General features: G+C 39.2%; 11 protein-coding genes. 6 read left to right on the top strand and 5 right to left on the bottom strand.

All coding sequences use genetic code 11. The features are described 5' to 3' along the window. From sucB to ACIQ32_RS05265, 3 genes are all read right to left on the bottom strand, one after another. A partial coding sequence (gene sucB / locus ACIQ32_RS05255; protein WP_396194646.1) for a dihydrolipoyllysine-residue succinyltransferase occupies positions 1-1,132 on the bottom strand: 1,132 nt, incomplete at its 3' end. 149 nt (positions 1,133-1,281) lie between these two features. After that, on the bottom strand, positions 1,282-1,872 hold the full coding sequence (locus ACIQ32_RS05260) for a hypothetical protein (protein WP_396194647.1): 591 nt from the start codon (positions 1,870-1,872) through the stop codon (positions 1,282-1,284). Between the two features lie 12 nt (positions 1,873-1,884). Beyond that, positions 1,885-4,656: a 2-oxoglutarate dehydrogenase E1 component gene (locus tag ACIQ32_RS05265; RefSeq protein ID WP_396194668.1), complete on the bottom strand. Its 2,772-nt coding sequence runs from the start codon at positions 4,654-4,656 to the stop codon at positions 1,885-1,887. 116 nt (positions 4,657-4,772) lie between these two features. Between ACIQ32_RS05265 and ACIQ32_RS05270 the strand changes: the two genes are divergently transcribed. Together ACIQ32_RS05270 and ACIQ32_RS05275 are read left to right on the top strand one after the other, a co-directional pair. Continuing rightward, positions 4,773-5,321: a hypothetical protein gene (locus tag ACIQ32_RS05270; protein ID WP_396194648.1), complete on the top strand. Its 549-nt coding sequence runs from the start codon at positions 4,773-4,775 to the stop codon at positions 5,319-5,321. A gap of 3 nt (positions 5,322-5,324) precedes the next feature. Continuing rightward, a complete protein-coding gene (locus tag ACIQ32_RS05275) occupies positions 5,325-5,711 on the top strand; it encodes a hypothetical protein (protein WP_396194649.1) in 387 nt (128 codons plus the stop codon). On the opposite strand, the gene ACIQ32_RS05280 is transcribed toward ACIQ32_RS05275, so the two are convergent. Beyond that, entirely contained in the window at positions 5,705-6,055 is a 351-nt protein-coding gene (locus ACIQ32_RS05280; protein WP_396194650.1) for a hypothetical protein, read from the bottom strand. The two genes, ACIQ32_RS05275 and ACIQ32_RS05280, sit on opposite strands and share 7 nt — an antisense overlap. 81 nt (positions 6,056-6,136) lie before the next feature. Beyond that, the gene (locus ACIQ32_RS05285; RefSeq protein WP_396194651.1) at positions 6,137-7,111 is read right to left on the bottom strand and encodes a polyprenyl synthetase family protein; all 975 of its coding nucleotides are present in this window, start codon (positions 7,109-7,111) and stop codon (positions 6,137-6,139) included. Positions 7,112-7,260: 149 nt separating this feature from the next. Here ACIQ32_RS05285 and ACIQ32_RS05290 point away from each other — a divergent pair, with 149 nt between their 5' ends. The 4 genes from ACIQ32_RS05290 to ACIQ32_RS05305 all read left to right on the top strand — a co-directional run bounded on the left by ACIQ32_RS05290 (position 7,261) and on the right by ACIQ32_RS05305 (position 13,964). Then, positions 7,261-7,854 carry a TetR/AcrR family transcriptional regulator gene (locus ACIQ32_RS05290; RefSeq protein ID WP_396194652.1) on the top strand — a complete coding sequence of 198 codons (594 nt, stop codon included), beginning with the start codon at positions 7,261-7,263 and terminating at the stop codon, positions 7,852-7,854. Positions 7,855-7,864: 10 nt separating this feature from the next. Further along, positions 7,865-9,205 carry a TolC family protein gene (locus ACIQ32_RS05295; RefSeq protein WP_396194653.1) on the top strand — a complete coding sequence of 447 codons (1,341 nt, stop codon included), beginning with the start codon at positions 7,865-7,867 and terminating at the stop codon, positions 9,203-9,205. A 10-nt stretch (positions 9,206-9,215) separates the two neighbouring features. Next, positions 9,216-10,403: an efflux RND transporter periplasmic adaptor subunit gene (locus ACIQ32_RS05300; protein WP_396194654.1), complete on the top strand. Its 1,188-nt coding sequence runs from the start codon at positions 9,216-9,218 to the stop codon at positions 10,401-10,403. A 90-nt stretch (positions 10,404-10,493) separates the two neighbouring features. Then, positions 10,494-13,964 (top strand): efflux RND transporter permease subunit, encoded by a 3,471-nt coding sequence (locus ACIQ32_RS05305; protein ID WP_396194655.1) that lies wholly within the window; start codon positions 10,494-10,496, stop codon positions 13,962-13,964. The last annotated feature ends 12 nt before the right edge of the window (positions 13,965-13,976 follow it).

Consider the following 13,976-nt stretch of genomic DNA (forward strand, 5'->3'; position numbering starts at 1 on the left):
CGTCGATGATTCTGTGGTCATACGATAAAGCCACGTACATTACCGGTGCAATTACGATTTGTCCGTTTCTTACAATAGCTCTTTCCACAACATTGTGCATTCCTAAGATTCCTGATTGCGGCGGATTAATAATTGGCGTACTCAACATACTGCCGAAAACACCCCCATTTGAGATGGTGAAGGTTCCACCGGTCATTTCATCTACGGTGATTTGTCCGTCACGTGCTCTTAGTGCTAAGCGTTTGATTTCTGCTTCTACACCTCTGAATGATAAGGTTTCGGCGTTTCTCATCACCGGCACCATCAAGCCTTTCGGACCTGAAACCGCAACCGAAATATCACAGAAGTCATAAGCAATTTTCTCTTGCCCGTCTATCATGGAGTTCACATCCGGATATAATTGTAACGCACGAGTAACCGCTTTGGTAAAGAAGGACATAAAGCCTAAGCCTAAACCGTGTTTGGCTTTGAACTCTTCTTTGTATTGATCACGCAATGCATAAATGTTGGTCATATCCACCTCGTTGAACGTAGTCAACATTGCAGTTTCGTTTTTAGCCGATACTAATCTTTCGGCCACTTTACGACGCAACATAGACAATTTGGTTCTTTCGGTACCACGATTACCACCGGTTGGCGTTCCCATTGATGGCACAGCGTTTACCGCATCTTCCTTGGTAATGCGTCCGCCTTTTCCGGTTCCTACTATATCGGACGGTTGGATGTTTTTTTCTTCTAATATTTTACGAGCTGCCGGGGAAGGTGTTTGAGCCGCATAAGTAGTGGCCGGAGCCGGAGCTGCCTTTGGCGCTTCAGCTTTTTGCTCTTCTGCTTTTGGAGCTTCTACTGCTACCGTTTGGGTTGCTGCAGCCGGAGCACTTCCGCTTGGTTTGGCGGCACCGGTATCGATTAAACAAACCACTGCGCCTACGGCTACTGCGTCACCTTCTGAAGCTTTCAGGGTAATGATACCACTGGCTTCTGCCGGTAATTCTAAGGTAGCTTTATCAGAATCTACCTCAGCGATGGCTTGGTCTTTTTCTACATAATCACCGTCTTGTACTAACCAAGTGGCAATTTCTACTTCTTTAATCGATTCTCCCGGTGAAGGGACTTTCATTTCTAAAATCATGCTCTTTTAGTTTAAAAGTTTATTAAGTTTAAGTGTTCAAAGTTGTTCTTTTTAAAACACTCTTTTCGTATAATGTGTGCGTCACTAGCCCCGATTGCAATGAAAATCCTCGAAGAGATTGTAATGGAAAGCGGGATTAAGCTCCTAAATTATTCTTTTTTTGTGTAATCCTTCTCAACAAAATAGTCCTTGTCGTAAAACATTCCGTCGGTTAGAATCTCAATTTTATCGGAATTCTCATTTTTCAATTTAGCGAATTTGGCCATTCCCTTTTCAATGATATCCTTTATCTCAGCTTCTTCTGCTTTTACTTCCTGTTCATTTGGTATAAAGCGAGTGCCTTTTTCTAAAGATTTGAAAATTCTCTTTTTATACCGATCGTAATTGTCTAATTCTTTGTTGAAAACCACCAATTTTACTGCAGCTTTAAAGGCTCCCATTTGAGGCCTTGAATCAATGATGTATACCTTTCCGGCTTCCAAATTGGCTTCAACAAAATCAAAATTCTCAGACTTTGACCAAAATATATGTTTCCCCGGTTCACATTCGTAAACCAAATACTTGCCATAATTAAATTTACCCAAATACTTCTCCCCGTCAAAATACTTAAAATTAATTAAAAATCCTGCAGCATCATATCTGGTAAAGTATACTATAGCTTTACCTTCTTTTGGGGTGTCTAACACTTGACCGTGACTAAAAAAGGAGACAAGCAAAAACAGTAATATTAACTTTTTCATAGACTATTTGTATTACCTGAATAAATTCTTGTCGAATACCATTCTAATCGCATCGGCGTGTCTTCTTCTGTCTCGCGTGTGACTTCCGGCAGCCGGAGCGGCGTAAGCTTTTAAAGACGCCAATCGCCATGGCACTAAGTCGAAATTCATCAACATATAGCTGTAAGCACCCATGTTTTTAGGCTCTTCCTGTGCCCAAACGAAATCGTCAGCATTAGGGTAACTCGCAATCACTTCTTTTAATTGTGCTGTTGGTAACGGGAACAACTGCTCGATGCGAACCAAAGCTACATCATTTCTGCCTAAGTTTTCTCTTTCGGCTAAAATATCGTAATAGAATTTTCCGGTACAGAACACTACCGTTTTTACTTTTTTCTTGTCGATTGACGCATCATCAATTATTTCTTGGAATTGACCGTTGTATAATGCTTCGCGGCTGGAAACGCACAATGGGTGACGCAACAAACTCTTAGGCGAGAATACCACCAACGGTTTGCGGAATTTGGTCTTCATTTGGCGGCGTAACAAGTGGAAGAAATTGGCCGGCGTGGTACAATCGGCTACATACATATTGTGTTTAGCGCACAACTGTAAATAACGTTCCATACGTGCTGAGGAGTGCTCAGCACCTTGTCCTTCATATCCGTGAGGCAACAATAATACGATACCGTTTTGGTTGTTCCATTTGTCTTCCCCACAGGAAATGTATTGGTCGATCATGATTTGGGCACCGTTTGAAAAATCCCCGAATTGGGCTTCCCAAATGGTTAAAGCGTTCGGGTTGGCTAAAGCATAGCCGTAATCAAACCCTAAAACACCATATTCAGAAAGGAACGAGTTGAATACGTTGAACTTCCCTTTTTTATCTTTCAAAGCGTTTAATAAAACTACTTCTTCCTCGCTGTCTTCTACCTTCACTACGGCATGACGGTGCGAGAAAGTGCCTCTCTCTACGTCTTGTCCGGACAAACGAATATCGTAACCTTCGGTAAGTAGCGAACCGTAAGCCAAAGCTTCAGCTGTACCCCAATCGATGGCATCGTTGTCGTACATGGTTTTTCTATCTGTAACAATTTTGGTAATCTTACTGATGAATTTTTTGTCGGATGGTAAAGTTGAGATGGTTTCTAAGATGACATCCAGTTTCTTTTGGTCGAATTTGGTGTCGACTTTTTTCAACATTTCATCATCTGAAACCTGAACAAATCCTTCCCAAGCATCTTGTAGAAAAGGCTTAATAATGGTCAAATCTTTTTTTCTTGAAGCCTGAAGATTCTCATCTAGCTTGGCTTTGTAGTCATTTTCTATTTTGGTTACATACGCGGCATCTACAATACCGGCTGTAATTAATTGCTCTGAGTAAATGTCTCTCGGGTTTTTGTGACGCGCGATTAATTTGTACAACAATGGTTGTGTAAAACGTGGTTCATCGCCTTCATTGTGACCGTATTTTCTGTAGCCTAACAAATCGATGAAAACATCTCTTCCAAAGGCCATTCTGAAATCCAAAGCAAACAACATCGCATGCACTACCGCTTCTGCGTCATCTGAATTCACGTGAAGGATTGGCGATAAAGTTACTTTAGCCACATCGGTACAATACGTAGACGAACGTGCATCTAAATAGTTGGTAGTAAAACCAACTTGGTTGTTGATAACAATATGAATGGTTCCTCCGGTTTTGTAGCCGTCTAATTGTGCCATTTGCACGATTTCGTACACGATTCCTTGTCCGGCCACCGCCGCATCACCGTGAACGGCAATTGGCAATACTTTGGAGAAATCATCCGGGAAATATTTGTCTTGTTTGGCTCTGGTTATTCCTTCAATCACGGCACCAACGGTTTCCAAGTGTGAAGGATTCGGAGCTAAGTTGATGTTGATTTTTTTACCCGATTTGGTTTTTCTTTCCGACGTTAATCCTAAGTGGTACTTTACATCACCATCGAAATATTCTTTATCGTAATCTTTTCCGTCAAATTCGGAGAAGATATCTTGGGTGGCTTTGCCGAAAATATTGGCTAATGTATTTAATCTTCCTCTGTGTGCCATTCCCATTACGAAATGCTCTACCCCTTTTTCAGCGGCTGTTTCGATTAAGGCGTCTAAAGCCGGAATGATACTTTCACCACCTTCTAAGGAGAAACGTTTTTGACCCACATATTTGGTATGTAAAAAGTTCTCAAAAGATACCGCTTCGTTGAGTTTGCCTAGAATGTGTTTCTTTTGCTCGGCATCAAAGTTGGGTTGGTTGTCGTTTTTATTTAATCTTTCTTGAACCCAATTCACAAAAATCGGATTTTCCATGTGCATGTATTCGATACCGATGTGTTGGCAATACATGCGTTTTAAAACCTCCAGAATTTGTTTTAGGGTTGAAGGTTGTTTTCCTAAAATTTTAGCGGCATCAAAAACAGTGTCCATATCGGCAGTAGACAAACCGAAATTTTCGATGTCTAGATTGGGTTCGTACACTCTTCTGTCGCGCACCGGATTGGTTTGGGTAAACAAATGACCTCGTGTTCTGTATCCGTCAATGAGTTTTAAGACGTTGAACTCTTTTTGCAATTTATCCGAAACCTGACCGTTTTGCGGAACACCGGCTGCATACTGTGCTAACTCTTGTACCGCAAGCTCTTCATTGAAAGTCGTCATTCCAAAGTCGAAACCTTGAAAAAAGGCTCTCCAACTTGGCTCTACGCTATCGGGATTTTGAAGGTATTGTTCGTATAAATCGGCAAAAAATTCGGTGTGTGCTGCGTTTAAAAAGGAAAACCTATCCATGATTTTAGCTGTAAATAATCTTAGTGTTAGAAAATCAGTTGCAAAAGTATGACATTTGTAATAATCTTTCAATCATTTTAGTATATTTATAACGCTAAATAAATATATACAACGCTATGAAAAAGAATACTTTCAATGCCTTAGCAAAATCGGTCTTATTAACCCTGTTTTTAGTCATTCCCTTAAGTGGATTTTCACAAGAGCCATCGAGCAGCAAAGCTGAAACAGAGGGTTTTTGGGACAACGTACAATTTGGTGGTGGATTAGGCGTAGCCATTGGGAACGACTTTACCGATATTACCATAGCACCAAGTGCCATTTACAATTTCAATGAGCATTTTGCTTTGGGAAGTGGTTTGCAGTATAGCCGATTGAAACAAAAGAATTTATTCGCTTCAAATGTGCTAGGTGCCAACCTGATCGGACTTTACAATCCGTTGGAAGAAATACAACTTTCGTTGGAACTGGAACAAGTGCATGTGAATACTACTTATGTAGATTTGTTTAACAATGCGAAACGCAGCTTTTGGAATACCGGATTATATGTTGGTGGCGGATACAGAGCTGATAATGTTACGATTGGTGCTCGATTTAATTTGCTTTTTGACAAAGACAAAGATTTGTATGGAGATGCTTTGATGCCGTTTGTTAGAATTTATTTTTAAGTTATGAAACAGTTATTTTACTTTTCGTGTTTATTTTTCAGTACTGTAGGGTTTTCACAGCAACCGGTTTCCTTGGTTTTGGGAAAAACAAATCAACCCTTTTCAAATAGTACGAGTTTATTCTCTGCAACTACGTCTTTTAGCTTTAATGTTTCGGAGTTCAAAAAATACAGCGAACCCTATTTATTGGTCATTTACAATCCTACAACGCAAATGAATGACCATTTTGTTCCGGTGGGCAACCGGTATTATTTAACGAATACAAAATCGTTTCCAACTTATAATTTTGAGGGAAGTCGCCTAGATTCATTCAATGCAAATGGTGTGCAAGACATGGGAAACGGTATTGTTAGCGGCTTAATCAATACGCTTATAAAAAAGTTTCAGTAGCGATTTCTAAACCAAACCTTCATCCATTCCCTTCTCAAAATTAAAAAGGCGATTTGTTCCGAAAGGTCAACCGTATCAGTGCCATCCAATTGTTTGATATTTTCTTCCGGAACGTCAATGATATAAAGCAAATTGAGTAGCTCGGTGTATTTGTACTGAATCAGACGATAGATTTTTTCGTGCAGTTGGACTTTCAATTCGTATGGTGTAGTGCTTTGCGGAAAATCGATGGCTTCGTTGGCAAAGTTGAAATCCTTGTTAAGTTGCTCAATGAGTTTGGCGTACAAGTTTTCTTTTTCGGCTTCCGAAAGTAATTGGTCGGTATTTATAGGCGCTACAAACAAATTGATTTCCTGATTTAAGAGTAACGATTTCTCATGGCAGATTTCAAACTGAACACTAGAAACTGATTACTGAACACTTTTTTAAACGTTTCTACTCATTAATTTATCTCCGAAAGCTCTCAAAACAATCTTTTTGTCTTCGCTGATGTTCATTTGATCTAAAGTCTCGAACGCTTTTAATGTGTACTCTTGAATGGCGCTTTGCGTGGCGTCACTCGCTCCGGTTTGGTTGAAAATTTGTTTTACCGAATTAATTTTATCGGTATTATCACTCGGCTGAATGGAGAATAGATGCAGCAATTGCTCTTTCTCTTCCGCTTTTGAATATTCCAATGCTTTTAGATACAAATACGTTTTTTTATTCTCAATGATGTCGCCGCCGACTTGTTTCCCAAAAGTTTCCGGATTGCCGAACGCGTCTAAATAATCATCTTGCAATTGGAACGCGAGACCTAAATTCAAGCCGAAATGGTAAATTGCCTCAGCATTTTCGGCGGAAGTTTCAGCGACAATGGCGCCCATTTTCATAGCAGCTGCAACCAAAACGGCGGTTTTATATTCAATCATTTTCAAATATTCCGGAATCGTAACATCATCTCGGGTTTCGAAATCCACATCGTATTGTTGGCCTTCACAAACTTCCAAGGCTGTTTTACTGAATAATTTGGCTAATTCTCTAAAGACATTCGGCTCATAATTTTCAAAAAATTGGTAGGCCAAAATCAACATCGCATCACCTGAAAGAATTCCGGTATTTAAATTCCACTTTTCGTGTACAGTTTCGTTGCCTCTTCGCAACGGTGCATCGTCCATAATGTCGTCGTGAATGAGGGAAAAGTTATGAAAAACCTCAACTGCCGTAGCCGCTTGTATGGCTTTTTGACAATTCACATCAAAAACTTCAGTGGCCATCAAAGTCAAAACCGGACGCAATCTTTTCCCGCCTAACGAAAGTATATACCGTATAGGTTCATACAAATTGTTAGGCTCTTTGTCTAGCGTTAAAGTTTTAAAATGAGAGGAAACTATTTCTTGGTAATCGGAGATAGCGCGCATGAAAAATATTTTCGGCTAATTTAGGGTATTCTCATCGCTTTACAAAAAGCTGCTTTTTCAACCAATGTTAAATTTACGTTAATACTAAGGAAACTATTTTAGTGTTAAAAGTTTCCACTTTACATTTGCCCCATAATTTTAACATTCTCATGAAAGATAAAATCATCAAAAAAGCAACCGATATGTTTTTGAAACTGGGTTTCAAGAGCGTAACCATGGATGATATTGCCTGTGAAATGTGCATTTCTAAAAAAACAATTTACAAATATTTCAGCAATAAAGAAACGCTAATCGAAGAAGGTACTGAAGTGGTTCATCAAAAAATTCATGCCATGATGGACGAAGTGATGGCACAAAACCACAATGCGATTGCCGAAAATTTTCAACTGCGTGAAATGTTCAAACAAATGTTCCAGTCTTTTGATCATTCACCGGCTTATCAACTTAAAAAACATTATCCGGAAATTTATGAAAAAATGATGGCCAATGAAATTGAAGATTGTAGTCATATGTTTCGCCAAAACATTATAAAAGGAATAACTGAAGGCTTATACCGAAAAGAAACTGACATTGAGGCGGCTGTAAAATTTTATTATACCTTGATTTTCTCCATCAATGAAAATACCATGTTGGAGAAAGATGCTTATGAGCTAGAATTAAAAGCTTTGGAATATCATACGCGTGCCATCGCAACAGAAAAAGGAATCCAAGAACTTGAAAAACATTTAGAATCCAATATATAATCATCAATCCATGAAAAAGAACATCATTTTTACCTTACTATTCTTGGCCACCAATTTACTGGCGCAAGACAAAAAAGAAAGCTTTTCTTTTAGTCTGCAACAAGCTATTGACCATGCCATCCAACACAATTACTCGGTTATCAATGCCAACAGAGACATTGAAGCCGCCAAACAAAAAAAATGGGAAACTACCGCTAGCGGTTTACCACAAATTAATGCCGGACTAGACTATCAGAACAACTTTGAATTGCAAAAATCGGTTGTCCCTGCCGAGTTCTTCGGCGGAAATCCGGGAGAGTTTGCCACCGTTGCATTTGGCACCAAACACAATATGGTAGCGCGTTCGACCTTGAGCCAGTTAATTTTTGACGGTTCTTACATCGTAGCACTTCAGGCCTCAAAAACCTATTTAAAATACTATGAAAATGCTAAAGTAAAAACCAACTCCGAAATCAGAGAAATGGTTATCAATGCTTATGGCAATGTGTTGTTGGCGCAAGAAAGCATTAGTATTTTGGAAAAAAACAAAACCACTTTGTCTAAAACATTATCCGATACTGAACAGACCTACAAAAACGGTTTGATTGAAGAAGAAAATGTAGAGCAACTCCAAATTACTTTGTCAACCATCAATAGCAATTTGAACAACACTCGAAGGTTATTGGATGTAGCCCATAAAATGTTGAAATTTACTTTGGGCATCGACATTAATTCGGATGTTACCTTAACGGATAAGTTAGACAGTCTATCGAGTTCTAACCTAGAGTTGGCTTTCGGTCAAAGTGAATTCTCGGTAAACAATAATATTGACTATTTAATGGCTTCCAACTTCCAAGAGCAGAAAACCTTGGAATTGAAATTGGAAAAAAGCAAAGCCCTGCCTTCATTGGCTGCCAATCTTAATTTTGGGTACAACGCTTTCAACAACCAATTCATGTTTTTCCAAAGAAATCAGCAATGGCTGAACTACTCCAACTTAGGATTGAGCTTAAACGTTCCTATTTTCAGCAGCTTTGGCAGAAGTGCTCGCACTCAACAAGCCAAAATTGCTTTGGAAAAAGCCAAAACACAGCTGACCGCCACAGAGCAACAACTGAAATTACAATACGAAAAAGCCAAAAGCGATTTTGAATTCAGCATCGAAGAATATGCAACGTCCAAAAACAATTTGAACTTGGCAGAACGCATCGAAAAAAAGCAACAAATCAAGTTTGCCGAAGGTTTGTCTTCTAGTTTTGACTTCAGCGAAGCCCAAAGACAATTGTACACCGCCCAACAAAACTACCTGCAATCCATGGTAAACATCATCAACAAAAAAGCAACTCTGGAAAAAATCATCAATAAAAACTAATCCATACAATATGAAATCGAAGATTCACGAAAACCCAATAAAAAATATTTTCAACATGAGTAAAAAGACTTTAATGCTTTCCCTTTTGGCCATACTGTTTTACGCCTGTGGAAACAAAGAAAATGCTGAAACGGTTGACCAACTGATTGCAGCAAAAAACGTGACTGCTTTACAAGCTAAAAAAACAGCTTTACAGGGAGAAATTGCTAAAATTGAAGAAGCGCTTGCTACTCTAGATGTCAAAAAAGAAGAGGCTTTAGTTGCAGTAACAACAGTAAAAGACACTTTATTCACACACTATCTTGACATTCAAGGAAGTGTAGATACCAAAGAAAACATTTTAATCCAACCGGAATTCAGCGGAACGCTAACTTCACTAACCGTAAAGGCCGGACAAAAAGTGGCTAAAGGGCAAATTTTAGGTCGCGTAGACGATGCCGGTATGAGTCAGCAACTCGCCAGCGCTGAAAACCAATACGCTTTGGCCAAAACGACTTTTGAAAGACAAAAAAATCTTTGGGACAAAAAAATCGGTTCTGAAATTCAGTACTTGCAAGCGCAAACTCAAATGATTTCTGCCCAAAAAGCAGTAGCGCAAATCAAAGCCCAATTGGCCAAAACTGTCATTCGTGCACCGTTTAGCGGAACCATCGACGAAGTTTTTGTTGAAAAAGGAGAAGTGGTTGCTCCAAGCCCGCAAGGATTGATGCGAATTGTTAACTTGAGCAACATGTATGTATCGACTACAGTACCTGAAACTTATATCGGGAAACTAAAAGTTGGAACTGAAGTAGATGTATTCTTATCTTCTTTAGGCAAAACCTACAAAGGAAAAGTACGTCAAATTGGCAACTTTATCAACCCAAACAACCGTAGTTTCGGTATTGAAGTAAGCGTTCCGAATCCTGAAAACTTGTTAAGACCGAATCAAGTAGCAAAATTAAAAATCATAGATTATGTGAATAAAGAAGCGACTGTAGTGCCAACGAGTGTGGTTCAAGAAGATGGCAGCGGAGCCAAATTCATTTATATTGTTGAAAACAGTAACGGCAAAACCGGAACCGCCAAAAAAGTGATTGTTACTACCGGAAAATCTTCGGATAATGTAACCGAAATTTTAAGTGGCATTGACGTAAATACGGTCATTGTTACCGATGGTATCAACAATATCTCAGACGGAATGAAACTAAACTTTTAAAAATGGTTTAAGATGGTTTAAAGTTTAAGATTGTTTAAATACAGTCTTGTCAAACCTTTAACCAAATTAAACAACTTTAAACTAAAAAATATGTCACATCAAAATAAAGAATTCGGAATATCAAGTTGGGCAATAGACAACAGAGTAACGGTGTATATTTTCACCTTGCTGATTGTGGTTACCGGTTTGATTGCCTATGTTACCATGCCTCGAGAAGATTTTCCGGAAATCATCGAAAATAAAGTATACATTTCTTCTGTTTTTCCGGGAAACTCAGCGGAAGATGTAGAAAAACTCATTATCAAACCACTGGAAAAAGAGTTCAAAAACATCAGTGGAATTGAAAAAATAACGGCCAGTTCTTTCCAGGATTATGGGATGATTATTGTTGAATTTGGTGATAAAATAGGTATTGAAGAAGCCAAAACCAAAATCAAAGACAAAGTTGATATAGTTAAAGCCGATACTGATTGGCCTAACTTAGACAACGGCAGTAAAGTAGAACCGAGTGTTTTCGAATTAAACATTTCGGAAGAAGTACCTATTTTGAACATCAACTTAAAAGGAAATTACACTACGCAACAGCTTAAAAAATACGGCGAATTGCTTCAAGATGATATTGAAGAAATTGCCGAAGTAAAAAAAGTGGACATCTTAGGGGTTGACGATAAAGAGGTGGAAATTGCGGTGGATATTTTCAAAATGACCGCAGCCCAAGTCTCTTTTGATGACATCCAAAATGCGGTGAAATATGAAAACATGACGCTTTCGGGCGGAAACTTAATCTCACAAGGGTCGCGCAACAACATCCGAATCGTGGGTGAAATTAAAGACCCGAAAGAACTGGAGAATGTCATCGTAAAATCGTTCGGTGGTTCAGTGTACCTAAAAGACATCGCCAAAGTCAGTTTTAAAGAAAAAGAAAAAACTACTTACGCCCGTGAAAAAGGGAGAGAAGTAGTGATGTTGAACGTAAAAAAACGTTCGGGTCAAAACATGATTTCGGCCATTGAGCAAGTGAAAGAAAAAATCGAATTGGCCCAAGAAAACTATTTGCCAAAAGATTTGAAAATCGATTTAACCAACGACCAATCCTCACGCGTAGAACACCAAGTAGACGAGCTTTCCAACCACATCATCTTTGGTATTGTTCTGGTAATGATTGTTTTGATGTTTACTATGGGATTGCGCAACTCGTTGTTTGTAGGTGCGGCGATTCCGCTATCTATGTTGATGGCTTTCACTATTTTATCAGCCTTTGGCATGACCTTAAATACTATGGTTTTGTTCGGATTGGTGATGGGATTAGGAATGTTGGTAGACGACGGTATAGTGGTGGTCGACAACGTGTTTGCCAATATGAAAAAAGGCATGCCACGGGTGCAAGCTTCCAAAATTGGTATTGGAGAAATCGCTTGGCCGGTAATTTCATCGACCGCTACAACTTTAATGGCATTCTTGCCTTTCGCCTTATGGCCTGGTACTATGGGTAAATTTATGATTTATTTCCCGCTCACCTTATCGGTAACCCTAGGCGCTTCATTATTTGTAGCAATGATTGTAAATGCGGCAATGACGGGTGGTTCTATGGATATTGAAGACAGAAATGTAACGAATCGTTCGGCCAAAACTTATTCTATTATCTTCGGAATTATTGGGGTTATTTTTGTTATTCTCGGTAATGTATACGATTCAAAATTAGGCAGAGCTATTGGGCATTTAGCCATCATTGCCTTAGGTTTAATGTGGCTTTACAAATGGAAAATGTACCAATGGACACAAGATTTCCAACACGATTTCTTCCCGAGAATGGAAGAAAAATACAAAAACTTCTTGGCCAAAATCTTAACCGGAAAAAACGCTTGGTATGCGCTTGGCGGTATCATTGCCATGTTGTTCTTGTCGTTTATCTTGTTGGGTGTTTTCCCGAGAAAAGTATTGTTCTTCCCGGATAACATTCCGAACCAAGCCATTGTTTACATCGAATATCCGCAAGGAACAGACATCGAAAAAACCAACAAGGCGACTTTATTTGTAGAAAAACAGGTCATCAATATTTTGAGCAAATATGTGGATGAAAAAAATCCGGACGAAAACTTCCTAGCCGAAAGTATCGTTTCTCAAGTTGGGGTTGGTGCCGGAAATCCAAATGTAGATGCAGGTTCGGCCTCGGAAACACCATTTAAAGGAAAAGTAACGGTGAATTTCTCTGAGTTTAAATTCCGTCAAGGGGTGAACACCTCCGATGTTTTAGAAGAAATTCGAAGTAAAGTAAAAGGCATCGCCGGAGCTGTAGTAACGGTAGAAAAAGATTCCAACGGTCCGCCGGCCGGTTATCCGATTAGTATTCAACTAACGGGTTCCGACTATGATCAGATGATTGCAGAAGCCGACAAAATGATGGCTTTCATCAACAGTAAAAATATTCCGGGTATAGAGAAATTAAGTGTAGATGTTAACAAACAGAGTCCGGAATTAGAAGTTATTGTTGACAGAGTTAATGCCGGAAGTACAGGTGTTTCAACCGGACAATTAGGATTTAATTTGCGTCGTTCGGTTTACGGACAAGAAATCTCCACTTATAAAGAAGGTGATGACGACTACAATATAGTGGTTAGAATGCAGGAAGACCAACGTAAAAATGAAAACATCTTGTTCAACCAATCGTTGACCTTCAGAAACCAAAACAATGGTCAGATGATGCAAGTGCCGATTTCAGCGGTTTCCAAAACAGAGAAAACCTATACTTATAACCAAATCAAACGCAAAGGATACAAACGCATCATGACGGTGTATTCTAATGTATTGACCGGTTACAACGGAGATGAAATAACCAAACAAATCGCAACCGAACTCAACGGATACGAATTGCCCAAAGGCATCACCTACTCGTTCTCGGGTGTTCAGGAAGAGCAAGGCAAAAACCAAAGCTTCTTGATGTATGCTTTGTTCTTGGCCATGGCTGGTATCACGATTATCATCGTGTTGCAGTTCAACTCGGTTTCTAAAACTATAGTGATTTTGTTCACAGTATTGCTGAGTTTCAGTGGTGTATTCTACGGTTATGTGATTGCCAACATGGATTTCGTAATCTTAATGACCATGATGGGAATCATTTCCTTAGCGGGAATTGTGGTGAAAAACGGTATCGTATTAATGGACTTCTTTGTGTTACTTTTAGATCAAAAAGTACGCGATAAAGGCGTTGAGTCACACGATGATCTGAACTTAGAAGAAATTAAAGAAGTCATCATCGAAAGCGGAAAATCGCGTTTGCGTCCGGTATTGCTAACCGCCTTAACTGCAGTACTAGGTTTGATTCCGTTAGCCATCGGATTAAACTTTGACTTTTTCGGATTGGTAACCGATTTGAATCCGCACTTGTACATGGGCGGAGACAACGTAATTTTCTGGGGACCATTGGCCTGGACCATTATCTTCGGATTAACTTATGCGACTATTCTAACCTTAGTCATGGTGCCGGTAATGTTCTTCTTAGTGAAACGAACTAAATATTGGTTGCGTGACCGCAGAGAAGCCCGCAAAGCTTTAGAAGCTTAATTTCAGATTTTT

The organism is Flavobacterium sp. (genome assembly GCF_044373165.1).
Taxonomy (GTDB): domain Bacteria; phylum Bacteroidota; class Bacteroidia; order Flavobacteriales; family Flavobacteriaceae; genus Flavobacterium.

Excerpts from the sequence above, each read along its gene's own strand:
- ACIQ32_RS05300 (WP_396194654.1), top strand. The coding sequence starts at position 9,216 with ATGAAATCGAAGATTCACGAAAACCCAATAAAAAATATTTTCAACATG.
- ACIQ32_RS05305 (WP_396194655.1), top strand. The coding sequence starts at position 10,494 with ATGTCACATCAAAATAAAGAATTCGGAATATCAAGTTGGGCAATAGAC.
- ACIQ32_RS05295 (WP_396194653.1), top strand. The coding sequence starts at position 7,865 with ATGAAAAAGAACATCATTTTTACCTTACTATTCTTGGCCACCAATTTA.
- ACIQ32_RS05260 (WP_396194647.1), bottom strand. The coding sequence starts at position 1,872 with ATGAAAAAGTTAATATTACTGTTTTTGCTTGTCTCCTTTTTTAGTCAC.
- ACIQ32_RS05270 (WP_396194648.1), top strand. The coding sequence starts at position 4,773 with ATGAAAAAGAATACTTTCAATGCCTTAGCAAAATCGGTCTTATTAACC.
- ACIQ32_RS05285 (WP_396194651.1), bottom strand. The coding sequence starts at position 7,111 with ATGCGCGCTATCTCCGATTACCAAGAAATAGTTTCCTCTCATTTTAAA.
- ACIQ32_RS05275 (WP_396194649.1), top strand. The coding sequence starts at position 5,325 with ATGAAACAGTTATTTTACTTTTCGTGTTTATTTTTCAGTACTGTAGGG.
- ACIQ32_RS05265 (WP_396194668.1), bottom strand. The coding sequence starts at position 4,656 with ATGGATAGGTTTTCCTTTTTAAACGCAGCACACACCGAATTTTTTGCC.
- ACIQ32_RS05290 (WP_396194652.1), top strand. The coding sequence starts at position 7,261 with ATGAAAGATAAAATCATCAAAAAAGCAACCGATATGTTTTTGAAACTG.